Genomic DNA, 22,926 nt, shown 5'->3' with positions numbered 1-22,926 from the left:
GCGTGTCCGAATCAAGTCTGATGACAATACCGTCTTCATAAATCTGCGGAAAGGGAGCGCGCAAAAAAGATGCCGCGCGCTTTGTCAAGCGCACGGCATCTAGATATTGTGTAATTTCAGTGGATATTAACTATGATATTAATATCTGTAGTGTTCAGCCTTGAACGGACCTTCCTTGGAGATGCCGATATAATCTGCCTGCAGATCGGAAAGTTCGGTTAGCCGCACACCGAGCTTCTCGAGGTGGAGGCGCGCGACCTTCTCGTCGAGGTGCTTCGGCAGCACGTAAACTTCGTTCTTGTATTCGCCCTGCTTGGTGAAGAGCTCGATCTGGCCAAGCACCTGGTTGGTGAAGGACGCCGACATGACGAAGGACGGGTGACCGGTGGCGTTGCCGAGGTTCAGCAGGCGGCCTTCGGACAGGAGAATGATGCGGTTGCCTTTCGGGAACTCGATCATGTCGACCTGCGGCTTGATGTTCGTCCACTTGAGGTTACGCAGCGATGCGACCTGAATTTCGTTGTCGAAATGGCCGATATTGCCGACAATGGCCATGTCCTTCATCTCGCGCATATGCTCGATGCGGATCACGTCCTTGTTGCCGGTGGTGGTGATGAAGATATCGGCGGAGGATACCACGTCCTCCAGGCGAACGACCTCGAAACCATCCATTGCGGCCTGAAGCGCGCAGATCGGATCGATTTCGGTGACCTTCACGCGGGCGCCGGCGCCCTGCAGCGAGGCGGCAGAACCCTTGCCCACATCGCCATAACCGCAGACAACGGCAACCTTGCCGGCCATCATCACGTCGGTTGCGCGGCGAATGCCGTCGACGAGCGATTCCTTGCAGCCGTATTTGTTGTCGAACTTCGACTTGGTGACGCTGTCATTGACGTTGATCGCCGGGAAGGGCAGCAGGCCCTTCTTGCTGAGATCGTAAAGACGGTGAACGCCTGTCGTCGTTTCTTCGGTCACACCCTTCAGTGCGTCGCGCTGCTTGGTGAACCAGCCCGGCGAAGCCTTGAGGCGCTTGTTGATCTGCGCGAAGAGGATTTCCTCTTCTTCCGAACCGGGGTTGGAAAGAACATCCTCACCAGCTTCAGCGCGTGCGCCGAGCAGGATATACATGGTGGCGTCGCCGCCATCATCGAGGATCATGTTGGAGAGGCCGCCATCGGTCCACTGGAAGATCTTGTCGGTATATTCCCAATATTCCGTCAGGGTTTCACCCTTGACGGCGAAGACCGGAATGCCGGCTGCCGCAATGGCTGCTGCCGCATGGTCCTGGGTCGAAAAGATGTTGCAGGAGGCCCAGCGGATGTCCGCACCGAGTTCCCTCAGCGTTTCGATGAGAACGCCGGTCTGGATCGTCATGTGAAGCGAACCGGTGATGCGTGCGCCCTTCAGCGGCTTGCTTTCGCCGAATTCCTTGCGGCAGGACATCAGGCCCGGCATTTCGGTTTCGGCGATGTCCAGTTCCTTGCGGCCGAATGCGGCAAGGTTGATATCGGCGACGATGTAGTCCTTCTCAAGGCTCATGAGGTTCTCCAGATCAGAAACGCCACGCCTTGCGGCCCGGCTCTTAAACGTAGCAGCGGTTTAGCAGGCCACGAACGATCTGGCAATGATGATATAAAGAAGTCTTTATGTCTTTATATGGTTCTGGCTCAGGCTTCTTCGCCGAAGCGGTCGGCGACCAATGCCTCTAGTGCGGCCAGCGCCTCTTCCGCCTGGTTGCCGCTCGCCTCGACATAAACACTGCAGCCAGGGCTGGCCGCCAGCATCATCAGGCCCATGATGGAGGTGCCGCCAACGGTCATGCCATCCTTGGAAACCGTGATCGTCGCGTCGAAGCCTTCGACCATCTGCACGAATTTCGCAGAAGCCCGGGCGTGAAGACCGCGTTTGTTGATGATCGGTAGTTCCCGGGAGAATGGCGACATGGGCTGACTTCTTATTTGCCGCTCAAAACGCGGCTGGCGACGTTGATATATTTCCGGCCGGCATCGGATGCGTCCTGAAGGGCCTTGTCCATATTATCTTCGCTGCGAACGCCGGCAAGCTTGATCAGCATGGGAAGATTGACCCCGGCGATGACTTCGACATTGCCGTTATTCATGACGGAGATTGCGAGATTGGAGGGCGTGCCGCCGAACATATCAGTCAGAATGATGACGCCATTGCCATCATTGGCGCGTGCGACCGCGTCGATAATGTCCTGCCGGCGCTGATCCATGTCGTCTTCGGGACCGATACAGACCGTCTCGATCAATTTCTGGGGACCGACGACATGCTCCAACGCATGGCGAAACTCCTCAGCCAGCTTGCCATGGGTGACAAGCACTAGTCCGATCATGAAATGCTCCCTTGCACACGCACTCTCATTGCCGACTATCGCAACGCGGCAATCCTGTCCATCGGTGGGATTTCATCTTGATGAGGAAAATGCGAATCGCAAGCCTAAAATCGCCCGAATCATCGTCACTTCACATTCGTTTTAAAAAGATTCTGAGCAAGTGCAGCAAATTTTCCATAGGGCGTAAGACTTGCAAGCGGAATGCGCAGAAGTGGAAGATGCCCGCCGCAGGGCAGAAAAAACATTTCATCATCTTCGGGAAGTCTTGGATTTTCCGCGGAAAGAACTGTCGTGACCGCGAAATCTAGTGGCGCGCGCGCAATGCTTTTCATCGAAACAATGCCGCTGCCGCGCAGTTCCAGCAGGCCGGCGATCGTTTCCGGTCGCTCGGCGATGATCCTCTCATCCTCGCGATACACGAAAATCTGATCGTCCGCGATCAGTGCCGCCGGCAATCCGCACCGTTCAGCCTCCGTCAGAAAGCTGAAGGCAAGCTCGCTTTTGCCACTGCCGGAGGGGCCGGTGAAGAGGATGCCGGTATTTTGAACGACGATGGCGGTGGCGTGCAGGTTGGAGCGTTCAGCGTTCATGGGTTTCAGCCGCCGGCAGCGACAGGGTGAAGCGCGCGCCTGATATCACGCCATATTTGTCGACCACGTTTTCCGCCCGGAGGCTGCCGCCATGGGCTTCGGCGATCTGGCGGCTGATGGAAAGGCCAAGGCCGGAATTCTGTCCGAACCCTTCACTCGCCGGCCGGTCGGTATAAAACCGCTCGAAGATCCGGTCGATATCCTCGGCCTGAATGCCGGGTCCGTTATCCTCCACCTGCACGATGCATCGATCCTTGTGACGGGAAAGGCGCACGGTGATGCGGCCGCTTTCCTCGGCAACGAAAGAGCGGGCATTCTCGATGAGGTTGGTAACGATCTGGCCGATGCGCAGGTCATGGCCATTCACCACGAAGGAGGTTTTGCCGCCCGCTTTCCGGTCGGCAACATAGTCGATCGTCACGCTTTTCTTTTTGGTGCTTATCTGGCGGGATATATCCACCAGACCCTTCATCAGCACATCGAGATCGAGCGGCGAGGCGTCGGCGCGCGCCAGTTCGGCGTCGAGCCGCGACGCATCCGAAATGTCGCTGATCAGGCGGTCGAGGCGGCGCACATCGTGGAAGATGATCTCGGTCAGGCGCTGTTTCGACTCTTCGGTCTTGGCGCGCGGCAGGGTTTCCACGGCGCTGCGCAGCGAGGTCAGCGGATTCTTGAGTTCGTGACTGACATCGGCCGCGAAACTTTCGATGGCGTCGATACGGTCGTAGAGTGCCGTCGTCATTTCACGCAGCGCAATCGAGAGATTGCCGATTTCATCCTGGCGCGCCGAGAAATCCGGAATTTCCTCACGCGTTCTCGCCCCGCGGCGTACGCGGATCGCCGCCGCCGAAAGCCGCCGGAGCGGGGTGGCGATGGTGGAGGACAGAAGCAGCGACAGCACGATATTCACAAGCGTGGCGATGCCGAAGACGCGCATGATGGCCAAGCGCTCCGCATGCACGATCTTGTCGATATCACCCGCCTGCGTGGAGAGCAGCAGAACGCCGAGCACGGCCCGGAAGCGCTGCACCGGCACGGCGACCGAAACGATCAGCTCGCCCTTTTCGGTCACACGCACGACCGCGCCGCGAACACCCGTCAGCGCATTCATCACTTCCGGATAGATCGATCCGTCACCGCCAGGCGCTTCCTTGTATTGCGGCAGGCTGCTCGGCTGCAGCATGCGGTTGAACATGCTGGTGAACCAGTCGCCCCAGGTCTGTGTCTCCGGCGTTACCGGCGGCAGATCGAAGCGCAGAACTTGTCCGCGCGAATAAAGATGTCGGGAATCAAGTAGTAGATTGGCGTCGGCATCGAACAGCCGTGCGCGGGTGCGTGTCGGTGAAATCAGCCGCCGCAGCACCGGCGCCACCCGCTCCGGATTGATCGGGAAACTCAGGTCCTCATCATTGGGGGCAGGGGTGATGCTCTGCCCCGCCTGCAATTCGAGCAGCTTTTCCGGATTGATGGTGATCGAATTGGTATCGACCGAGGCGGAAGCCGAGACCGCGCCGGCGATGATCTCGCCCTGCGTCAACAGGCTTTCCACGCGCGCGTCGATCAGCCCTTCGCGGAACTGGTTGAGATAGAGAATGCCGCCGACCAGAACCACGGTTGCGGCGACATTGAAGAAGAGGATACGGCGCGTGAGGCTGGAAAATACCGCATTGCCGAAAATGCGCCGGATGATCGTCAGCGGATGGATACGATGGCGGCGTTCGCTGCCGCGTTCTTCGGCATCGTCGCTGTCCGAGACGGTTTCCGGCGTTTTCTTCAACACGTATTCAAGTCCTCACCACCCCGGTTCGGGCGGTCCCTTCTGCTCGATTCGGCTTGTTCAAGCCGCTTCGCGGAAGCGATATCCTACGCCATAAAGCGTTTCAATCATATCGAAGTCGCCATCGACCAGTTTGAACTTCTTGCGAAGACGCTTGATGTGGCTGTCGATGGTGCGGTCATCCACATAGACCTGTTCGTCATAGGCGGCATCCATCAACGCGTCGCGGCTTTTCACCACGCCCGGCCGCTGTGCCAGGGAATGCAGGATGAGGAATTCGGTCACCGTCAACGTCACCGGCTCACCCTTCCAGGTGCAGGTGTGGCGTTCCTGATCCATGGCGAGCTGCCCGCGTTCCAGCGTGCGCGCCTGCTGATCGGCGGTCGGCTTCAGCACGCTGCCGGTTGCGGCGGACGCCTCACGGCTGCTGGCGCGGCGCAGGATCGCCTTGACGCGTTCCACCAGAAGGCGCTGCGAGAACGGCTTGGTGATGAAGTCGTCGGCGCCCATCTTCAGGCCGAACAATTCGTCGATCTCCTCATCCTTGGAGGTGAGGAAGATCACCGGCAGGTCCGACTTCTGGCGAAGGCGCCGCAAAAGCTCCATGCCGTCCATGCGTGGCATCTTAATATCGAAAATGGCGAGCTGCGGCGGACGGGCGATCAGCCCGTCAAGCGCGGAGGCGCCGTCCGTGTACGTTTCGACCCGGTAGCCTTCGGCTTCGAGCGCGATCGATACCGAAGTCAGAATATTCCGGTCATCGTCGACAAGCGCGATCGTCTGCATGTAGTTGGTCTCCATCGTCATTTTCTCGTAACTCCCGACATTCACCCAGCCAGGTTGTGCGCCGCGAGCCACTCTCTTGAGTATAAAGGTGGAACAAATTGTGGCAAAGGAAAACTCGCCCTGAAATCGCGGGGGCGAGGCGAGAGGATTTCGTAAAGAGGCTGCGGCTGGATTTTAATGCGCCTTCAACCGATTTAAAAAGAAATAAAATCTTTTAAATCGATTAATATATTGAAATCACTAAGTTTTTTAAAGTCTGGCTCTTGCGTTTCCAAAAGCTGCCACGTATTTTCCGTGAAAATTTCAACGGCCTTATCGTCATTAACAAGGAACGCGTCATGAACGAGCTTGGGGTTCATAATCCTGCCAATGGAGTTGCGGAACTCGGACTGGGCGAGGCCTCCCGCGTCTTTTATAACCTCAATGAGAGCGAATTATACGAACACGCGATCCGCAATGGCGAAGCCGAACTGACCATCGATGGTGCGCTGCGTGCCGTCACCGGCCAGCATACGGGCCGCTCGCCGAAGGACAAATTCGTCGTTCGTGATGCTTCCACCGAAAACACCATCTGGTGGGACAACAACAAGCCGCTGTCGCCGGAAAATTTCGAGTTGCTGCGTCAGGACATGCTGGCCCATGCCGCCGGCAAGACGCTTTACGTGCAGGACCTGATCGGCGGCGCCGATGAAGAAAATGCACTGCCGACCCGCGTCATCACCGAGCTTGCCTGGCATTCGCTGTTCATCCGCAATCTGCTGATCCGTCCGAAGCGGGAGACGCTGTCGAGCTTCAGCCAGAAGCTCACCATCATCAACCTGCCAAGCTTCAAGGCCGATCCGGCTCGCCACGGCGTGCGGACGGAAACCGTCATCGCCTGCGATCTGACGAATGGCCTCGTCCTCATCGGCGGCACGTCCTATGCCGGTGAAAACAAGAAGTCGGTCTTCACGGTGCTGAACTACCTGCTGCCGGCCAAGGGCGTGATGCCGATGCATTGCTCCGCCAATGTCGGTCCTGAAGGTGATTCTGCCGTGTTCTTCGGCCTCTCCGGCACCGGCAAGACCACACTCTCCGCCGACCCGGCACGCACGCTGATCGGTGATGACGAGCATGGTTGGGGCGAACACGGCATCTTCAATTTCGAAGGCGGCTGCTATGCCAAGGCGATCAAGCTTTCGGCGGAAGCCGAGCCGGAAATCTACGCCGCGACCAATCGTTTCGGTACGGTTCTCGAAAATGTCGTGCTGGACGAAAAGCGTGTTCCTGATTTCAACGACAATTCGCTGACGGAAAACACCCGCAGCGCCTATCCGCTGCACTTCATTCCGAATGCATCGGAAACGGGCATTGCCGGCCATCCGAAGACGATCATCATGCTGACGGCGGATGCCTTCGGCGTGCTGCCGCCGATCGCCCGGCTGACGCCGGAACAGGCCATGTACCACTTCCTCTCCGGCTACACCGCCAAGGTTGCCGGCACGGAAAAGGGCGTGACCGAGCCGGAAGCCACTTTCTCCACCTGCTTCGGCGCACCCTTCATGCCGCGCCATCCGGCGGAATACGGCAATCTTCTGCGTGAGCTGATCGGCAAGCACGGCGTTGATTGCTGGCTGGTCAATACCGGCTGGACCGGCGGTGCCTACGGCATCGGCAAGCGCATGCCCATCAAGGCGACGCGTGCGCTTCTGACCGCAGCCCTGACCGGTGACCTGAAGAATGCAGAATTCCGCACTGACGCGAATTTCGGTTTCGCCGTGCCGCTGTCGCTCGACGGTGTCGATGGTGCGATCCTCGATCCGCGTTCCACCTGGGCCGATGGCGCAGCTTACGACGCGCAGGCGAAGAAGCTGGTGTCGATGTTCGTTTCGAACTTCACCAAGTTCGAAGATCACGTCGACAGCAAGGTTCGCGATGCAGCCCCGGGCCTTCTGCTCGCGGCTGAATGAACAGAGCCTCATTCGTGAGGAGGAGGGGACCCGGCCTAGTGCCGGGTTTCTTTTTGTCGGGTTCTTTCATTTTGTCCGCTGTTTTCATTTTTCACGTTCTGTGGCATCACCGGCGCGGAGAAACATCATGGCCAGCGACCCGCTTTATATCAGCAATCGTATCACCATTGCCGGCTGGGAGCTGACGGAGCAATTCGTGCTGGCCGGCGGACCGGGCGGCCAGAACGTCAACAAGGTCTCGACGGCGGTTCAGCTGTTTTTTGATATTGCCAATTCACCGTCTTTGACGGATCGGGTGAAAACCAATGCGATCCGCCTTGGTGGCAGGCGGGTTTCGAAAGACGGCGTGCTGATGATCGAGGCAAGCCGGTTTCGCAGCCAGGAGCGCAATCGCGAAGATGCACGCGAGCGGCTGAAGGAACTGATCCTTGAAGCTGCGGCCCCGCCGCCACCTGTGCGCAAGGCCACCAAACCCACCAAGGGTTCAGTCGAACGCCGCCTCAAGGCAAAGTCCGGCCGTTCCGACATCAAGAAAATGCGTGGCAAGCCCTCGGGCGATTAGGCCTCGGCTTGGCGACGAATGTTTCGCCCTTGTCACAGAGCTTCAAATATCGTCTGGTAATCCTCCCTACAACCAAGGAGGGTACTATGGGTCTGTTCAATTTCATCAAGGAAGCGGGAAAGAAGCTTGGTATCGGCGGTGATGATGCCCCCGATGTCGAGGCGGTGAAGAAGGAACTCGCCTCCCACGATCTCGGCACGGACAAGGTTCAGGTCGAGGTAGTGGATGACAAGGTCGTTCTGAAGGGCGAAGTGGCCGATCAGTCGGTGTTCGAAAAGGCGGTCATCGCAGTCGGCAATACGCTGGGTATTTCCAAGGTCGAAGCCGGCGAGCTGACGGTGGCCGAAGCGCGGGCGAAGGAACCGGTTTTCTACACGGTCAAGAAGGGCGACAATCTCTGGAAGATTGCGGAAGCCCAATATGGCAAGGCCAATGGTGCGAAGAACAACATCATCTTCGAAGCCAACAAGCCGATGCTGACCCATCCCGACAAGATTTATCCCGGACAGGTTCTGCGTATTCCTGAGCTTGCGTAATAACGGCTTTTAACTGCCGCAATGGAGATGCCGCCTTACGCGGCATCTTTTACAACTTGCGAAGCGCTACCGTGTCGATCAGGTGGTTTTTGCCCTTGCGCAGGATAAGATCGGCGCGTGGGCGCGTCGGCACGATGTTCTGGCGCAGGTTCTTCAGGTTGATGTTCTGCCAGAGGCCTTCGGCAATGCTGAGCGCCGCTTCTTCACTGATCGAGGCATAACGGTTGAAGAATGAGTTGGGATCGCGGAAGGCGGTTTTTCTCAGATTCATGAACCGGTTCACATACCAGTTGTGAATGAGGCCCTCATCGGCGTCGATATAGATAGAGAAATCGAAGAAGTCGGAAACGATCGGAACGATCCGCCCGCCCGCCGGCAGATCACGCGATTGCAGCACGTTGATGCCTTCGAAGATCAGAATATCCGGCTGGTCGATGACCGTGAATTCGTTGGGTAGGACGTCATAGGTCAGATGCGAATAGCGCGGCGCTTTAACATTCGGTTGGCCCGCCTTGATAGCGGACAGGAAACGTAAGAGCGCACCGATATCGTAGCTTTCCGGAAAGCCTTTGCGCTCCATAAGGTTTTCACGCCGTAGAACCTCATTCGGGTAAAGAAAGCCGTCTGTCGTGATGAGATCGACCTTGGGGCTGGAGGGCCAGCGCGCCAGAAGCTCTTTCAGGATACGCGCCGTCGTCGATTTCCCAACCGCCACGGAGCCGGCAATGCCGATGACGAAAGGCGTCTTGTTGACATCGGCCATATTGAGAAAGCGGTTGCGTTGTTCAAACAGCAGCTGCGACGCTTCCACATGCGATGACAGGAGACGCGACAGAGACAGGTAGATGCGCCGCACTTCGTCCAGATCGATCGGGTCGTCCAGCGAGCGCAGACGTTTGACCTCGTCGGCGGAAAGCGTCAGTGGCGTATCGGCGCGAAATTTCGACCATTCTTCCGAACTGAAGAAGTGGTAGGGCGAATATTCGTCCGGTCGGAAATGATCGAGTGTGCTTGGCATGCCTCTCTCCCCGCTGCCTGCCTCGACCTTCATGAGTTAGGCCTCGCTGCCTTTTCCGCAAGGCCGGTTTGCCCGGTCCGGCGCTCCAGCTCGGCAAAAACGTCGCTCAAGGGAATATCGGCGATCCTCAGCACCACCAGCAGATGGTAAAGCAGGTCGGCGGCCTCGTTCTTCAGCCCGTCACGGTCTTTCGCGATGGCTGCGATGACGGTTTCCACCGCCTCTTCGCCGAGTTTTTTCGCTGCACGTTCCTGGCCCGCCGCAACCAGCTTGGCCGTCCAGGATTCATCGGGAGAGGCAGCGGCGCGTGTCGCGACGATGCGTTCCAGATCGGAGAGGGAAAATGCGCTCATGGGAAGTTCCTGCAATCAGTCGAGACGCATGGCGATGCCATGCTCGGCCATGTAGCTCTTGGCTTGCCCGATCGAATAGGTGCCGAAGTGGAAGATGGAAGCGGCAAGCACTGCAGTTGCGTGGCCGTCACGAATACCCGCTACCAGATCGTCCAGCGTGCCGACGCCGCCAGACGCAATGACGGGGACGCGAACCTGATCGGCAATGCTGCGCGTCAGGCCGATATCGTAACCGTTCTTGGTGCCGTCGCGGTCCATCGAGGTGACGAGCAATTCGCCAGCGCCGCGTTCAACCATCTTGATGGCGAATTCCACAGCATCGATGCCCGTCGGCTGGCGTCCACCATGGGTAAAGATTTCCCAGCGGCCAGCTTCCCCGTCCTTCGAAACTCGTTTCGCATCGATGGAGACGACAATGCACTGGTTGCCGAACTTGTCGGCCGCCTGCGCAACGAAATCCGGATCTTTGACCGCTGCGGAATTGATTGAAACCTTGTCTGCGCCGCAGAGGAGCAGCTTACGAATATCCGCGACGCTGCGAACCCCGCCACCCACCGTCACCGGCATGAAGCAGTGGTCAGCGGTGCGCGAGACGACATCGAAGATCGTATCGCGATTGTCTGAGGAGGCAGTGATGTCGAGGAAGCAGAGTTCATCCGCACCCGCCGCATCATAGGCTTTTGCCGCCTCGACGGGATCGCCGGCGTCGATCAGGTCGACGAAGTTCACGCCCTTGACGACACGTCCGTCTTTCACATCGAGGCAGGGAATAATGCGGGCTTTGAGGGTCATGCGTTTACCTCCTTCGCGGCCTTGATGAGGGCAAGCGCCTCGGCGGGGTCGATGCGGCCGTCATAAAGCGCGCGGCCCGAAATCGCACCCTCGAGCTTTGCGGCATCTGGCTGGAGCATGCGCTTGATGTCATCGATAGAGGCAAGGCCGCCGGAAGCGATGACAGGGATCGACACGGCTTCGGCCAGTTCCAGCGTCGAGGCCCAGTTGATGCCGGCCAGAATGCCGTCACGATCGATATCGGTATAGATGATGGCGGCAACGCCGGCACCTTCAAAGCGCCTGGCGAGTTCGATGACGCCGAGTTCGGAGGCTTCCGCCCAGCCTTCCACAGCAACCTTGCCGCCCTTGGCGTCGATGCCGACAGCGACCTGGCCGGGGAAACGCTTGCAGGCTTCGATGACCAGAACCGAATCGCGCACCGCGACGGTGCCGAGAATGACACGGGCAAGCCCGCGGCTCAGCCAGGCCTCGATATGATCGAGCGTGCGAATGCCACCGCCCAGCTGTACCGGGTTTTTCGTGGCTTTGAGAATGGCATCGACGGCCGCGCCATTGACCGTTTCTCCGGCAAAGGCACCGTTGAGATCGACCACATGCAGCCATTCAAACCCCTGGTCCTCGAAGGCCTTCGCCTGCGCGCCGGGGTCGGTGTTGTATACGGTGGCCTGGTCCATATCGCCGAGTTTCAGGCGAACGCACTCACCGTCCTTGAGATCGATTGCGGGAAAAAGAATCATGTCAGGGCTTCCAGCGCAGGAAATTGGAAATCAGGGCGAGGCCGAGCGTCTGGCTTTTTTCCGGGTGGAACTGCGCGCCCGCCATATTGTCGCGGCCGACGAAAGCCGTCATCGCGCCACCATAATTGGTGGTGGCGATGACATCCGTCGAGTGCTTGGCCGCCAGATGATAGGAATGCACGAAATAAGCATGCAGCCCATCCGCGCCGGTCTTGATGCCGTCGAACAGCGGGTGGACGTGGCGGATTTCCAGCGTGTTCCAGCCGATCTGCGGGATCTTGAGGCTGGCGTCGGACGGCGTCATTTCCACGACGTCACCTTCGATCCAGCCGAGCCCGGTGCTGACCGTCTTTTCCAGTCCGCGCGATGACATCAGCTGCATGCCGACGCAGATGCCGAGGAAGGGATGGGCTTTTTTCTCGACAGCTTCGATGAGCGCTTCATGCATGCCGGGCACGGCATTGAGACCCGCGCGGCAATCCGCATAGGCGCCGACGCCCGGCAGGACGATGCGATCCGCCGAAGCGACGTGATCCGGCTTGTCGGTCAGGTCGATGGTTGCGTTGATGCCGGCCTCGCGGGCGGCACGCTCGAAAGCCTTGGTGGCCGAACGCAGATTGCCCGAACCGTAGTCGATGATCGCGACACGCATGTCAGCGCCTTCCATTCAAGTCGAAAAGAAACGATCCGGCGGGATCGTTGGCGAAGTTTTTGTCACCGCTCTTTTGCGGCGAGGGGGTCCAGACCGGCTGGGACAGCTGTTCCGCCGTGCCGGCATTTTCGGAGAGGCTGGAGAAATATATGTTTTCCGCACTCGAAAGATCAGGGGCGGAAACGACTGACGTCAGCGTCCAGCCTTTGCGGATCAGGTGCCGAACGAGAAAATCGCGTCCCTCCAGCGCCGTGATAAGCCCGATGGCGAAACCGCAGAGAATGCCGACGGGTTCGAATCCGGCTAACATCGAGATTTGCCCGGCGAGAAGCGTGGCGATGACGACGAGAGCCGTCGCCAGCCACAGCCGGTTGACGGCGAGCCATAACCAGGGCGCAATGAGAGCCAGCCAGACGAAACGGTCTGCGATGAAACGGGTCGTCTTGTGGTCCCTGTCCGGCCCGTTGGGGGCTTCCAGAACGAGATAGCTTGTCATGGGCTTCCTGACAGCTTTGGCGTCAGGCCAGCATGCCCTTCGTGGAGGGAACGCGGCCTGCCTGCCGGGGGTCGATCTCGGTTGCCGTGCGAAGAACGCGGGCAACGGCCTTGAAGCATGTTTCGGCGATATGATGGTTGTTGGCGCCGTAATGGTTCAGGATATGCAGCGTGATACCGGCATTCTGGGCCAGCGCCTGAAAGAACTCGCGCACCAGTTCGGTATCGAAAGCCCCGATCTTCGGCGCGGAAAAATTGACGTTCCACACAAGGAACGGCCGGCCGGAAATATCGACGGCAGCCTTGGTCATCGTCTCGTCCATTGCGAGATCAAGCGAGGCGTAACGGGTAATGCCACGCCGGTCGCCGAGCGCCTTGGCAATGGCCTGGCCTATGGCGATGCCGGTATCTTCCACGGTGTGGTGGTCATCGATATGCAGGTCGCCCTGAACCTCGATGTCCATGTCGATCAGCGAATGGCGGCTGAGCTGGTCCAGCATATGGTCGAAAAATCCCACGCCGGTGGAAATTTTCGATTTGCCGGTGCCGTCGATATCCACGCGCACCGAAACCGAGGTTTCGTTGGTCTTGCGGATAATCTCGCCTTTACGTTCTGCCATTTTGGCCGCTCCGTGAAAATGTTGCCGTTCCTTATCAGCACGGGACACAAATATCCAGTTGTTCCATCGTCTTGCATGACAAGTCGAAAACGGCCTGCCGCGCCGAAGATTGCAATCGTGAAAAGCAAACTTACATAGAACCGCAGAGGGCCGCATCCCGGCCCGTTAACCCCAGGCCCGTCAGGGCAGACAGGTGTTTGATGACAACAATTATTACAGTCAGGAAGGGCGGCAAGGTCGTCATGGCTGGCGACGGGCAGGTAAGCCTTGGCCAGACCGTGATGAAAGGCAATGCCCGCAAGGTTCGCCGCATCGGCAAAGGTGAGGTGATTGCCGGTTTTGCCGGTGCGACGGCGGATGCCTTCACGCTGCTCGACCGTCTCGAAAAGAAGCTTGAGCAATATCCCGGCCAGCTCATGCGTGCCGCCGTGGAACTCGCGAAGGACTGGCGCACGGATAAATATCTGCGCAATCTCGAAGCGATGATGCTGGTGGCCGATAAATCGACCACGCTTGCCATCACCGGCAATGGTGATGTGCTGGAACCGGAACACGGCGCGATCGCCATTGGCTCCGGCGGCAATTATGCCTTTGCTGCCGCTCGCGCCATGATGGACACGGACAAGTCGGCCGAAGAGGTAGCGCGCCAGTCGCTCGATATTGCCGCCGATATCTGCGTTTATACCAACCACAATCTCGTCGTCGAAACGCTCGACGCCGAATAAGCATATTTCTCACCAATGGGTCCTGCGGGCCGGGCCGGAATGGCCGGCCGGAACAGGAAAGCCGAGAGGATAGAATGACCACTTTTTCTCCCCGGGAAATCGTCTCGGAACTCGACCGTTTTATCATCGGTCAGCATGAGGCCAAGCGTGCGGTCGCGATTGCGCTGCGTAACCGCTGGCGCCGCCAGCAGCTCGATGAGAGCCTGCGCGATGAAGTCATGCCCAAGAATATCCTGATGATCGGGCCGACCGGTGTCGGCAAGACGGAGATTTCCCGCCGCCTCGCCAAGCTGGCAGGCGCGCCCTTCATCAAGGTGGAAGCGACAAAATTCACCGAAGTCGGTTATGTCGGTCGCGATGTCGAGCAGATCATCCGCGATCTGGTCGAGATCGGCATCGGCCTCGTGCGCGAAAAGAAGCGTGCCGAAGTGCAGGCGAAGGCGCATCAGAGCGCAGAAGAGCGGGTGCTCGATGCGCTGGTTGGCGCAACCGCGTCGCCTGGCACGCGTGAAAGCTTCCGCAAGAAGCTGCGAGATGGTGAGCTCGACGACAAGGAAATCGATATCGAAGTGGCCGATAGCGGCTCGGGCATGCCCGGTTTCGAAATTCCCGGCATGCCGGGCGCCAATATCGGCGTTCTGAACCTGTCGGAAATGTTCGGCAAGGCCATGGGTGGGCGCACCAAGAAAGTGCGGACCACGGTGTCGAAATCCTATGCCGATCTCATCCGAGACGAATCCGACAAGTTGCTCGACAACGACATGATCCAGCGCGAGGCGGTGAAGTCGGTCGAAAATGACGGTATCGTCTTTCTTGACGAGATCGACAAGATCGCCGCCCGCGACGGTGGCATGGGCGCCGGCGTCTCGCGCGAAGGCGTACAGCGCGATCTCTTGCCGCTGGTTGAAGGCACAACTGTTTCGACGAAGTACGGACCGGTGAAGACCGACCACGTCCTCTTCATCGCATCGGGCGCTTTCCATGTGGCGAAGCCTTCGGATCTCCTGCCGGAGCTTCAGGGCCGTCTGCCGATCCGCGTCGAGCTGAAGCCGCTGACCAAGGAGGATTTCCGCCGTATCCTGACGGAGACGGAAGCAAGCCTCATCCGCCAGTACAAGGCGCTGATGGCGACGGAAGAACTGGACCTCGATTTCACCGATGATGCCATCGATGCGCTGGCCGATGTGGCCGTTCATCTCAACTCGTCGGTCGAAAATATCGGTGCGCGCCGCCTGCAGACCGTGATGGAGCGCGTTCTCGACGAGATCTCCTTCAACGCACCCGATCGCGGCGGCTCGGCCGTCAAGATCGATCAGGAATATGTCCGCAAACATGTTGGCGATCTCGCCGCCGATACGGATCTGTCCCGCTATATTCTCTGAGAATTTCGGAGATCGACAAAAGAAGAGTGCGGTCATATTTGCCGCACTCTTTTATTTTATCTGCCTCATCTCGCATTCAGCCCGCATTTTGTTTATGGGAAGGGCTGCATTCCGGTTGGAACCGCTTTCGTGGAATGATCCGGTTTTCCCGCTTGTCATGCCGGTAATGGCCGGCTCGAGAAAAGGCAGTCGCTCGTGCGCAAAACTCTTCTGGCATTTGCCGTGGCTCTGGCGGTTTCCGCCGTTTCGTCTTCTTATGTCGAGGCCGCGACGGTTGTTCCACCGGGCAATCGCAATGCCGAACAGCCGGGCGTTCCCGGCGCCTCCGCAAAAAGAACCAAGGCATCCAACACCTCCTTCGAGCGCAAATACCAGAAGGTCATCGACCTTTTGTCGTCCGACAAGGCGTTGATCGCCAAGATAAAGTCGACGGCCGGGCGGTATGGTATCGATCCGATCCACATGATCGGCGCGATCGTCGGCGAGCACACCTATAATGTCGATGCCTATGACCGGCTGCAATCCTATTACGTCAAGGCGGCCTCCTATGCCGGCAACAGCTTCCGTTTCGGCTACAAGGACGAAACCATCGCGCAGTTTCTGACCCACTCGCAATTTGCCAAATGCCAGTCGAAGAAGGATTCCTACAGCCTCTGGAACTGCCGTGAAGACGTCTGGGAAGACAGTTTCCGCGGCAAGACCGTCGATGGTGTGGCCTATCCGAACAACCGCTTCAGCGCCGTCTTCTTCCAGCCTTTTTATGCCGGGCAGACCTTTGGTCTCGGTCAGATCAACCCGCTGACGGCGCTGATGTTGTCCGACATGGTGTCGAGAACCTCCGGCTACGAGAAGCTGGATGAGAACGATGCGGGTGCCGTTTATACCGCGATCATGGACCCGGATCGTTCGCTTGCCTTCATGGCGGCCTCCATCCGCAAGTCGATCGATGATTACCGGTCGATCGCCGACATGGATATTTCGAAAAATCCGGGCGTCACTTCCACACTCTATAATGTAGGCGGTTCGCAGCAGCGTGCGGCGGCCCTTGCCCAGAAGAACCGCCAGCGCACCGCAGGCGAGCAACCCCTGTTGCCGGAAGAAAATTATTACGGCTGGCTGGTGAATGACCGCATCAGGGATCTGCAGGCGCTTTTGTAGAAAAAGACGACTATCGGCCGCATTGTTTCCAAAACGGAAATAATATTTGGCTGCCTGCCGCAATTGACGAGCGACCGTCTCAGCGTCCAATCTGTGCCTTCAGAATATAAGGAGGCGCATGTGAGCCGCACGGATAAATTCGGTCTTTCCATCGACGACAGGCTGTATGCCTTTTTGACGGACGAGGTGCTGCCGGGCACCGGTCTTGATAGTGAGACCTTCTTTGAGGGTTTCTCGGCCATCGTCCATGAGCTTTCCCCGAAGAACCGTGAGCTGCTTGCCAAGCGCGATGCGCTGCAGGAAAAAATCGATGGCTGGTACCAGCAGAATGGTGCGCCCTCGGATTTCGACGCCTATGAGGCCTTCCTGAAGGAGATCGGTTATCTGCTGCCGGAAGGTCCCGCCTTCAAGGTGGAAACCAGCAATGTCGACCCTGAAATTGCCGTCGTCGCCGGTCCGCAGCTCGTTGTTCCCGTCATGAACGCGCGTTATGCGCTGAATGCCGCCAACGCCCGCTGGGGTTCGCTTTATGACGCACTTTACGGCACGGATGCCATTTCCGATGCCGACGGCGCGGAAAAGGGCAGGGGCTACAATCCGAAGCGCGGTGACAAGGTCATCGCCTGGGCTCGCAATTTCCTTGATGAATCCGCACCGCTCGAGACCGGAAGCTGGTCCGACGTCACAGGCTTCGAGATCGTTGACGGTCTTTTGCAGCTTTTCATCGGTGATGCCACGACCGGTCTCAAGGATGCGGCCCAATTCAAGGGTTTCAGCGGTGAAGCGGCAAAGCCCGCCACGATCCTGCTCGGCAAGAATGGTTTGCACACTGAAATCGTCATCGATCCCTCGACCGAAATCGGCAAGAGCGACAGAGCGGGCATTTCCGACGTCATTCTCGAATCGGCACTGACGACCATCATGGATTGCGAGGATTCGGTCGCTGCCGTCGATGCCGAAGACAAGGTGCTGGTCTATGGCAACTGGCTTGGCCTGATGCGCGGCGATCTGACGGAAGCCGTCTCCAAGGGCGGCAAGACCTTCACCCGCCGCCTCAACCCGGATCGTTATTATACCGCTCCCAATGGTTCCGCACTCACGCTGCCGGGCCGTTCCCTGATGCTGGTGCGCAATGTCGGTCATCTCATGACCAATCCGGCGATCCTCGACCGCGATGGCCGCGAGGTACCGGAAGGTATCATGGATGCCGTCGTCACGGCGTTGATCGCCCTTTACGATGTCGGCCCCTCCGGGCGACGCCAGAATTCCCGCGCCGGCTCCATGTATGTGGTCAAACCGAAGATGCACGGGCCGGAAGAGGTCGCTTTCGCCAACGAGATATTCTCCCGCGTCGAAAACCTCGTTGGCATGGCGCCGAACACCATGAAGATGGGCATCATGGATGAGGAGCGTCGCACCACGGTCAACCTCAAGGAAAGCATTCGCGCGGCGAAGGATCGCGTCGTCTTCATCAATACCGGCTTCCTCGATCGCACCGGTGACGAAATCCACACCTCGATGGAAGCGGGCCCGATGATCCGCAAGGGCGACATGAAGCAGGCCGCCTGGATCGCGGCTTATGAAAACTGGAATGTCGATATCGGCCTCGAATGCGGCCTTTCCGGCCATGCCCAGATCGGCAAGGGCATGTGGGCCATGCCGGATCTGATGGCGGCCATGCTGGAGCAGAAGATCGCGCATCCGAAGGCCGGCGCCAATACCGCCTGGGTGCCGTCGCCGACGGCGGCGACGCTGCACGCAACGCATTACCACAAGGTCGATGTCGCGGCCGTTCAGGAAGGATTGAAAAGCCGCGGCCGTGCGAAGCTCTCCGATATCCTGTCGGTGCCGGTCGCGCCGCGCCCTAACTGGACGCCGGAGGAAATCCAGCGCGAGCTTGATAATAACGCCCAGGGCATTCTCGGTTATGTCGTGCGCTGGGTCGATCAGGGTGTCGGCTGCTCCAAGGTGCCTGATATCAACAATGTCGGCCTGATGGAGGATCGCGCCACGCTGCGCATTTCCGCGCAGCACATGACAAACTGGCTGCGCCATGGCGTTGTGACGGAGGCCCAGATCGTCGAGACCATGAAGCGCATGGCCGCCGTGGTGGACACACAGAATGCCGATGATCCAGCCTATCTGCCGATGGCATCCGATTTCGACGGATCGGTCGCATTTCAGGCCGCCGTCGAGCTCGTGCTGAAAGGTCGGGAGCAGCCGAACGGCTACACCGAACCGGTTCTGCACCGCCGCCGGCTGGAATTGAAAGCCAAGCAGGCGGCCTGAAGCCGCAGCCCAGCCTTTCCATAAACAAAAAAGCCGCCGGGAAATTCCACGGCGGCTTTTTCTTGATCTGGTGTAACCCTTACTGGATCACGACGACCTTGGTGCTGCGGCCGGGACGGACGCGGCTGTAGAGATCGATCACATCCTGGTTGATCATGCGAATGCAGCCGGAAGAGGCGGCGGTGCCGATCGAGGCCCATTCGGGCGAACCGTGGATGCGGAACAGTGTGTCCTGTCCCTTTTCGTTGAAGAGATACATGGCGCGTGCGCCGAGCGGGTTGCTGAGGCCCGGGCCCATGCCGGCCTCGACATATTTCGCAACTTCCGGCTTGCGGTCCGCCATTTCCTTCGGCGGATGCCACATCGGCCATTCCTGCTTCCAGGCCACATAGGCTTCACCGGCCCAGGCGAAACCAGCCTTGCCGACGCCGATGCCGTAACGCACAGCGCGGTTGCCGGAGAGAATATAATAAAGATAACGCTCGCGCGTATTGACGATGATGGTTCCGGCGCGTTCGGACGTCTGGAATTCGACGATCTGGCGGCGGTACTTCTCGTTGACACGGTTGATCGGAATGGCCGGAAGCGCATAACCCGCATCGGTCACGGGACCGTAGACATCGTTGAAGATCTGGACCGTTTCGACTTTTGCCGGAACGGGGTCAGCAACCGGTACTGACGCCGCGATCTTGCCGGAGGTCGGAGCGGAGGATTGGGAGGTAGTTTCGGCGCAGCCGGCCAGAGCCAGTGCTGCCGTCAGACCGAGTGCGGTCAATGGGGTACGGATGCGCATGTCGTTCTCGCGGAAAATTCGCCAAATTGTGCGAAAGAGTAGGCTTAATTGGATAAATCGGTTATTTTCCATTCAGCCGCTCTTGGCAAGCCGTTGCGCCGCCGCGAAACGGTCGGGCATTTAAAATTGCCGGTTGATTGCCTTTTTGCAACAATAAGCCAAACGCTTCAGCAGCCTTTATCCATGACTATTCTTTCCGTTACCAACAATAATCCGTTAATAGATGGTCGCCAGTCGGACAAGGCGATGCTGGTGCGCCGCGGCGTGCAGGTGCTTCTGCACGAGATGCGCCATTCGGTGCTGCCCGAATTGCCGCTTGCAAGCGGGCGGCGGGCCGATCTCATCAGCCTGTCGGTCAAGGGTGAGATCTGGATCATCGAAATCAAATCTTCAATCGAGGATTTCCGCGTCGATCGCAAATGGCCGGAATACCGGCTGCATTGCGACCGGCTGTTCTTCGCCACCCATCCGGAGGTGCCGACCGACATATTTCCGGAGGAATGCGGGCTCATCCTGTCAGATGGTTACGGAGCCCACATGCTGCGCGATGCGCCGGAGCATAAATTGCCGCCGGCGACCCGCAAGTCGGTGATGCTGGATTTCTCGCGAACCGCCGCGACCCGGCTGATGCTGGCGGAATGGACGACCGGCCGCAGCTTCGGAGAATGATTTCCGTTATTTCGGGGCGCGTTTGGCGAGAATGCGCTGCAGCGTTCGCCGATGCATGTTGAGACGGCGTGCCGTTTCCGAAACGTTGCGCTCGCACATTTCATAAACGCGCTGGATATGTTCCCACCGAACCCGGTCTGCCGACATCGGGTTTTCGGGTACTTCGGTCTTTTCGCCCTTGCGCTGCGTCAGTGCATTGAACACATCGTCCGCATCGGCGGGTTTGGCGAGATAATCCAGCGCCCCAAGCTTCACGGCAGTAACGGCGGTGGCGATATTGCCATAACCGGTCAGAACGACAATCTGCGTATCGTCCCGGTTCTGCCTGATGGCCTCGATGACTTCCAGACCGTTGCCATCCGCAAGCCTCAGGTCGACAACCGCATATTTCGGCGGTGCAGCCCTGGACCGGGCAATGCCGTCGCTGACCGTTTCGGCGGTATCGACGGTAAAGCCGCGTGTTTCCATCGCCCGGGCAAGCCGGCGCAGAAACGGGCCGTCATCATCAACGATCAGCAGCGATCTGTCGGGTCCGATCGGGTCGATGTCGTCCGTTGGCGCGCTGGTGGAGTTGTTCTGGTCTTCTGTCTTCATGTTTCCGGCCTTCCGGCAACTTCATCGGCTTGGTTTTCTTCTTCTTATCGCCGCTTCAACGTGGATGGTAAAGTCAACGGCTTCTTTTATCGTCCATAAGCGCCCGAGGCCAGACGATTGTGACCCGTGCTCCGGTTCCGCTTGTGCCGCGATTTTCAAAGGTGACGCTGGCGCCGGAGCGCTCCAGCAGGGTCTTGGCGATGAAAAGCCCAAGCCCGAGCCCGCCTGCCCGTGTGTCGTTGTGACGTTCGGTCACATAGGGCTCGCCAATGCGGGCAAGCACGTCATGGGCGTAACCCGGCCCATCGTCTTCAATGATGACGGAGATGGTCTGCTGATCGTAATCCACCGTCACGGTGACTTTTTCCCGCGCATAATCCACACCGTTTTCAATGAGATTGCCGAGACCATAGATGATACCGGCGTTGCGGATGCCGACCGGCTCATCGACGCGATTGTTCTTATCGACGAGCTCGAGGCGGATGCCGAATTCCCGGTGCGGTGCCATCACCTCCTCAATCAGCGAAGAGAGGGGCAGGCGGCGCATGTGCTCCTCATTGTCGGCGGAAAGCGAGGTGAGGCGGCGCAGAATATCGCGGCATCTTTCGCTCTGGCTGCGCAGCAATGCTATATCTTCGCCAAACTTCTCGTCGTTTCCGAGTTCCCTCTCCATTTCCTTGGCGACGACGCTGATGGTGGCGAGCGGCGTGCCCAGTTCATGCGCCGCGGCGGCCGCCAGCCCGTCCAGCTGCGAGAGATGTTTTTCCCGCTCCAGCACGAGTTCGGTTGCGGCCAGCGCATCGGCCAGCTGATTGGCCTCATGCGAAACGCGATAGGCATAAAAGGCCGCGAAAGAGGTCGTGGCGATGATTGCCACCCAGGTTCCGACATGCAGCAGAAGCTGGATCGGCAACACTTCGCCGGGATACCAGGGAACCGGAAACGGCGAAAAGGCGATCGCCGTCGAGCAGATGACGGCAAAGCCGAGCAGGATGAGCGAATGCCGAAGCGGCTGCGAGGCGAAGGCGATGATGACCTGCACGCAGATCAGCGGTGCGAAGGGATTGGAAAGACCGCCGGTAATATAGATCAGCGCTGTCAGTTGCAGCAGGTCGAAGGCCAGCAGCAATGTCGCTTCCCAGGGTTCCAGACGATAGGTAGAGGGAAAACGGGCGGTGAGGAACAGGTTGGCAAGCGCCAGCGCTGCAATGAGAAGGCCGCAAGCGAGAAGCGGCAGGGGAAAATTCAACCCGAAAGCGACGAACAGGATCGTTGCCGTCTGTCCGGCAACCGCCAGCCAGCGCAGCCAGACAATGGTTTGTAACCTTATCCTGCGGCTGGCACGGCCAAGCCTCGTGGTTTCGATCGGATGGCCAGCCACCGTCTTCTCCTTTACCCTGTTCATCATCGTCATGTTCCGCGCGGTTTAGCGCGGCTGGTCGGCAAGGCCGATGCCGGGTCCTCCGGCCAGGGATGGCGCGGATAACGCCCGCGCATATCCGCCCGCACATCCTTCCAGGACCCCGCCCAGAAACCGGGAAGATCGCGTGTCGTCTGTATCGGCCTGTGTGCCGGCGAGGTCAATTCCAAGAGCAGCGGCAATCGCCCCTGTGCGATGGACGGGTGGGCTCTCAGCCCAAAAAGCTCCTGCACACGAATGGAAAGCGTTGGTTCGCTGGCGTCGTAACGGATGGGATGCCGCTGACCTGTCGGTGCCTCGAAATGCGTCGGCGCCAACCTGGCGAGATCGCGCGCCACCTCATGGGGCACCAGAGACAGGATCCCTTCGGAAAGGCTGCCGGGCCGGATATCCTGCAGGCTGCGCGCCCCGTGTTGGAACGGAACGAACCACTCGTCCAGCCGCGAAAGCAAAGCCTCATCGCTGACATCCGGCCAGGGCTCCCCGATGCTGGCATTCAGAAAACCGATCCTGTCGCGCAACTGCAGCGTCTCTTTCGAAAAAGGAAGAATGCCGATGCCGAATTCCCGAACGCCATTGGCGAGCGCCTGTGCCGCCTGTTCACCCTCGGGTCTGGGCAGGGGTGTTTCATCGAGGATGATGGCGCCAAGGCGTGTCACCTTTCGCGCGC

The 22,926-nt window shown here is 58.9% G+C and carries 25 protein-coding genes (1 of these 25 cut by a window edge); 8 read left to right on the top strand and 17 right to left on the bottom strand.

Features of this window, described 5'->3' with window-relative positions; genetic code table 11:
* Positions 1-138: 138 nt before the first annotated feature.
* The 6 genes from ahcY to chvI form a co-directional block, all read right to left on the bottom strand.
* Positions 139-1,539, bottom strand: a complete 1,401-nt coding sequence (gene ahcY, locus AC5YUO_RS07880; RefSeq protein ID WP_400817292.1) for an adenosylhomocysteinase — start codon at positions 1,537-1,539, stop codon at positions 139-141.
* A gap of 128 nt (positions 1,540-1,667) precedes the next feature.
* On the bottom strand, positions 1,668-1,943 hold the full coding sequence (locus AC5YUO_RS07875) for an HPr family phosphocarrier protein (RefSeq protein WP_003492846.1): 276 nt from the start codon (positions 1,941-1,943) through the stop codon (positions 1,668-1,670).
* 11 nt (positions 1,944-1,954) lie between these two features.
* Positions 1,955-2,356, bottom strand: coding sequence for a PTS sugar transporter subunit IIA (locus tag AC5YUO_RS07870; protein ID WP_003505374.1), 402 nt, complete (start codon positions 2,354-2,356; stop codon positions 1,955-1,957).
* A gap of 125 nt (positions 2,357-2,481) precedes the next feature.
* Positions 2,482-2,946 (bottom strand): HPr kinase/phosphorylase, encoded by a 465-nt coding sequence (locus tag AC5YUO_RS07865; RefSeq protein WP_496152904.1) that lies wholly within the window; start codon positions 2,944-2,946, stop codon positions 2,482-2,484.
* Positions 2,936-4,726, bottom strand: a complete 1,791-nt coding sequence (gene chvG, locus AC5YUO_RS07860) for a two-component system sensor histidine kinase ChvG (RefSeq protein WP_496152903.1) — start codon at positions 4,724-4,726, stop codon at positions 2,936-2,938. Before chvG ends, AC5YUO_RS07865 begins: the two co-directional genes overlap by 11 nt.
* A 57-nt stretch (positions 4,727-4,783) precedes the next feature.
* The gene (chvI, locus tag AC5YUO_RS07855) at positions 4,784-5,509 is read right to left on the bottom strand and encodes a two-component system response regulator ChvI (protein WP_003505377.1); all 726 of its coding nucleotides are present in this window, start codon (positions 5,507-5,509) and stop codon (positions 4,784-4,786) included.
* 338 nt (positions 5,510-5,847) lie between these two features.
* Between chvI and AC5YUO_RS07850 the strand changes: the two genes are divergently transcribed.
* From AC5YUO_RS07850 to lysM, 3 genes are all read left to right on the top strand, one after another.
* On the top strand, positions 5,848-7,458 hold the full coding sequence (locus AC5YUO_RS07850) for a phosphoenolpyruvate carboxykinase (RefSeq protein ID WP_496152902.1): 1,611 nt from the start codon (positions 5,848-5,850) through the stop codon (positions 7,456-7,458).
* Between the two features lie 127 nt (positions 7,459-7,585).
* Positions 7,586-8,020 (top strand): alternative ribosome rescue aminoacyl-tRNA hydrolase ArfB, encoded by a 435-nt coding sequence (arfB, locus tag AC5YUO_RS07845; RefSeq protein ID WP_496152901.1) that lies wholly within the window; start codon positions 7,586-7,588, stop codon positions 8,018-8,020.
* An 86-nt stretch (positions 8,021-8,106) separates the two neighbouring features.
* Positions 8,107-8,556, top strand: a complete 450-nt coding sequence (lysM, locus tag AC5YUO_RS07840; protein ID WP_496152900.1) for a peptidoglycan-binding protein LysM — start codon at positions 8,107-8,109, stop codon at positions 8,554-8,556.
* A 49-nt stretch (positions 8,557-8,605) separates the two neighbouring features.
* Here the strand turns inward: lysM and coaA are convergent, their stop codons facing one another.
* Genes coaA through hisB form a run of 7 tightly spaced genes read right to left on the bottom strand, consistent with a single transcriptional unit; the run spans position 8,606 to position 13,226 of the window.
* Positions 8,606-9,607 (bottom strand): type I pantothenate kinase, encoded by a 1,002-nt coding sequence (gene coaA, locus AC5YUO_RS07835; protein WP_496152899.1) that lies wholly within the window; start codon positions 9,605-9,607, stop codon positions 8,606-8,608.
* Positions 9,604-9,927: a phosphoribosyl-ATP diphosphatase gene (locus tag AC5YUO_RS07830; RefSeq protein WP_496152898.1), complete on the bottom strand. Its 324-nt coding sequence runs from the start codon at positions 9,925-9,927 to the stop codon at positions 9,604-9,606. The genes coaA and AC5YUO_RS07830 overlap by 4 nt, the downstream gene beginning before the upstream one ends.
* Before the next feature lie 15 nt (positions 9,928-9,942).
* Complete coding sequence (gene hisF, locus AC5YUO_RS07825) at positions 9,943-10,719, bottom strand: imidazole glycerol phosphate synthase subunit HisF (RefSeq protein WP_496152897.1); 777 nt, start codon at positions 10,717-10,719, stop codon at positions 9,943-9,945.
* Positions 10,716-11,459, bottom strand: coding sequence for a 1-(5-phosphoribosyl)-5-[(5-phosphoribosylamino)methylideneamino]imidazole-4-carboxamide isomerase (gene hisA / locus AC5YUO_RS07820; protein ID WP_496152896.1), 744 nt, complete (start codon positions 11,457-11,459; stop codon positions 10,716-10,718). The genes hisF and hisA overlap by 4 nt, the downstream gene beginning before the upstream one ends.
* A gap of 1 nt (position 11,460) precedes the next feature.
* The gene (gene hisH, locus AC5YUO_RS07815) at positions 11,461-12,111 is read right to left on the bottom strand and encodes an imidazole glycerol phosphate synthase subunit HisH (protein WP_496152895.1); all 651 of its coding nucleotides are present in this window, start codon (positions 12,109-12,111) and stop codon (positions 11,461-11,463) included.
* Position 12,112: 1 nt separating this feature from the next.
* Entirely contained in the window at positions 12,113-12,607 is a 495-nt protein-coding gene (locus tag AC5YUO_RS07810) for a DUF2628 domain-containing protein (RefSeq protein WP_496152894.1), read from the bottom strand.
* A 22-nt stretch (positions 12,608-12,629) separates the two neighbouring features.
* Positions 12,630-13,226, bottom strand: coding sequence for an imidazoleglycerol-phosphate dehydratase HisB (gene hisB, locus AC5YUO_RS07805; RefSeq protein WP_496152893.1), 597 nt, complete (start codon positions 13,224-13,226; stop codon positions 12,630-12,632).
* 200 nt (positions 13,227-13,426) lie between these two features.
* On the opposite strand from hisB, the gene hslV reads away from it, so the two are divergent.
* From hslV to AC5YUO_RS07785, 4 genes are all read left to right on the top strand, one after another.
* Positions 13,427-13,951, top strand: coding sequence for an ATP-dependent protease subunit HslV (gene hslV / locus AC5YUO_RS07800; protein WP_003521197.1), 525 nt, complete (start codon positions 13,427-13,429; stop codon positions 13,949-13,951).
* 74 nt (positions 13,952-14,025) lie between these two features.
* A complete protein-coding gene (gene hslU / locus AC5YUO_RS07795; RefSeq protein ID WP_262516248.1) occupies positions 14,026-15,333 on the top strand; it encodes an ATP-dependent protease ATPase subunit HslU in 1,308 nt (435 codons plus the stop codon).
* 195 nt (positions 15,334-15,528) lie between these two features.
* The gene (locus AC5YUO_RS07790) at positions 15,529-16,491 is read left to right on the top strand and encodes a DUF1402 family protein (RefSeq protein ID WP_496152892.1); all 963 of its coding nucleotides are present in this window, start codon (positions 15,529-15,531) and stop codon (positions 16,489-16,491) included.
* Between the two features lie 120 nt (positions 16,492-16,611).
* A complete protein-coding gene (locus AC5YUO_RS07785) occupies positions 16,612-18,780 on the top strand; it encodes a malate synthase G (RefSeq protein WP_496152891.1) in 2,169 nt (722 codons plus the stop codon).
* Positions 18,781-18,859: 79 nt separating this feature from the next.
* On the opposite strand, the gene AC5YUO_RS07780 is transcribed toward AC5YUO_RS07785, so the two are convergent.
* Positions 18,860-19,573 carry a L,D-transpeptidase gene (locus AC5YUO_RS07780; RefSeq protein ID WP_269347083.1) on the bottom strand — a complete coding sequence of 238 codons (714 nt, stop codon included), beginning with the start codon at positions 19,571-19,573 and terminating at the stop codon, positions 18,860-18,862.
* Positions 19,574-19,756: 183 nt separating this feature from the next.
* Between AC5YUO_RS07780 and AC5YUO_RS07775 the strand changes: the two genes are divergently transcribed.
* The gene (locus AC5YUO_RS07775; protein WP_004444350.1) at positions 19,757-20,242 is read left to right on the top strand and encodes an MmcB family DNA repair protein; all 486 of its coding nucleotides are present in this window, start codon (positions 19,757-19,759) and stop codon (positions 20,240-20,242) included.
* 6 nt (positions 20,243-20,248) lie between these two features.
* Here the strand turns inward: AC5YUO_RS07775 and AC5YUO_RS07770 are convergent, their stop codons facing one another.
* The 3 genes from AC5YUO_RS07770 to hrpB form a co-directional block, all read right to left on the bottom strand.
* The gene (locus tag AC5YUO_RS07770) at positions 20,249-20,836 is read right to left on the bottom strand and encodes an ActR/PrrA/RegA family redox response regulator transcription factor (protein WP_149741945.1); all 588 of its coding nucleotides are present in this window, start codon (positions 20,834-20,836) and stop codon (positions 20,249-20,251) included.
* 73 nt (positions 20,837-20,909) lie between these two features.
* Entirely contained in the window at positions 20,910-22,217 is a 1,308-nt protein-coding gene (gene actS / locus AC5YUO_RS07765; RefSeq protein WP_496154826.1) for a two-component system sensor histidine kinase ActS, read from the bottom strand.
* Between the two features lie 29 nt (positions 22,218-22,246).
* A protein-coding gene (gene hrpB, locus AC5YUO_RS07760) for an ATP-dependent helicase HrpB (RefSeq protein WP_496152890.1) crosses the window boundary here: on the bottom strand, positions 22,247-22,926 show its 3' portion. 1,807 nt of this gene lie beyond the right edge of the window; 680 of the gene's 2,487 nt are visible here — the last part of the coding sequence; its start codon lies beyond the right edge, outside the window — the gene reads right to left on this strand; its stop codon occupies positions 22,247-22,249.

It is taken from the genome of Agrobacterium sp. LEGMi-208b, assembly GCF_059511785.1.
Note: the sequence above shows the minus strand (reverse complement) of the source record. Positions and strands in the feature narration are given on the sequence as shown.

What these genes read in the sequence shown, in the direction of transcription:
- AC5YUO_RS07775 (WP_004444350.1), top strand. Translation starts at nt 19,757, where the DNA reads ATGACTATTCTTTCCGTTACCAACAATAATCCGTTAATAGATGGTCGC.
- hisA (WP_496152896.1), bottom strand. Translation starts at nt 11,459, where the DNA reads ATGATTCTTTTTCCCGCAATCGATCTCAAGGACGGTGAGTGCGTTCGC.
- AC5YUO_RS07810 (WP_496152894.1), bottom strand. Translation starts at nt 12,607, where the DNA reads ATGACAAGCTATCTCGTTCTGGAAGCCCCCAACGGGCCGGACAGGGAC.
- ahcY (WP_400817292.1), bottom strand. Translation starts at nt 1,539, where the DNA reads ATGAGCCTTGAGAAGGACTACATCGTCGCCGATATCAACCTTGCCGCA.
- AC5YUO_RS07780 (WP_269347083.1), bottom strand. Translation starts at nt 19,573, where the DNA reads ATGCGCATCCGTACCCCATTGACCGCACTCGGTCTGACGGCAGCACTG.
- coaA (WP_496152899.1), bottom strand. Translation starts at nt 9,607, where the DNA reads ATGAAGGTCGAGGCAGGCAGCGGGGAGAGAGGCATGCCAAGCACACTC.
- hslV (WP_003521197.1), top strand. Translation starts at nt 13,427, where the DNA reads ATGACAACAATTATTACAGTCAGGAAGGGCGGCAAGGTCGTCATGGCT.
- AC5YUO_RS07850 (WP_496152902.1), top strand. Translation starts at nt 5,848, where the DNA reads ATGAACGAGCTTGGGGTTCATAATCCTGCCAATGGAGTTGCGGAACTC.
- arfB (WP_496152901.1), top strand. Translation starts at nt 7,586, where the DNA reads ATGGCCAGCGACCCGCTTTATATCAGCAATCGTATCACCATTGCCGGC.
- AC5YUO_RS07865 (WP_496152904.1), bottom strand. Translation starts at nt 2,946, where the DNA reads ATGAACGCTGAACGCTCCAACCTGCACGCCACCGCCATCGTCGTTCAA.
- chvI (WP_003505377.1), bottom strand. Translation starts at nt 5,509, where the DNA reads ATGCAGACGATCGCGCTTGTCGACGATGACCGGAATATTCTGACTTCG.
- hslU (WP_262516248.1), top strand. Translation starts at nt 14,026, where the DNA reads ATGACCACTTTTTCTCCCCGGGAAATCGTCTCGGAACTCGACCGTTTT.
- hisF (WP_496152897.1), bottom strand. Translation starts at nt 10,719, where the DNA reads ATGACCCTCAAAGCCCGCATTATTCCCTGCCTCGATGTGAAAGACGGA.
- AC5YUO_RS07770 (WP_149741945.1), bottom strand. Translation starts at nt 20,836, where the DNA reads ATGAAGACAGAAGACCAGAACAACTCCACCAGCGCGCCAACGGACGAC.
- hisB (WP_496152893.1), bottom strand. Translation starts at nt 13,226, where the DNA reads ATGGCAGAACGTAAAGGCGAGATTATCCGCAAGACCAACGAAACCTCG.
- AC5YUO_RS07870 (WP_003505374.1), bottom strand. Translation starts at nt 2,356, where the DNA reads ATGATCGGACTAGTGCTTGTCACCCATGGCAAGCTGGCTGAGGAGTTT.
- hisH (WP_496152895.1), bottom strand. Translation starts at nt 12,111, where the DNA reads ATGCGTGTCGCGATCATCGACTACGGTTCGGGCAATCTGCGTTCGGCC.
- lysM (WP_496152900.1), top strand. Translation starts at nt 8,107, where the DNA reads ATGGGTCTGTTCAATTTCATCAAGGAAGCGGGAAAGAAGCTTGGTATC.
- AC5YUO_RS07830 (WP_496152898.1), bottom strand. Translation starts at nt 9,927, where the DNA reads ATGAGCGCATTTTCCCTCTCCGATCTGGAACGCATCGTCGCGACACGC.
- AC5YUO_RS07875 (WP_003492846.1), bottom strand. Translation starts at nt 1,943, where the DNA reads ATGTCGCCATTCTCCCGGGAACTACCGATCATCAACAAACGCGGTCTT.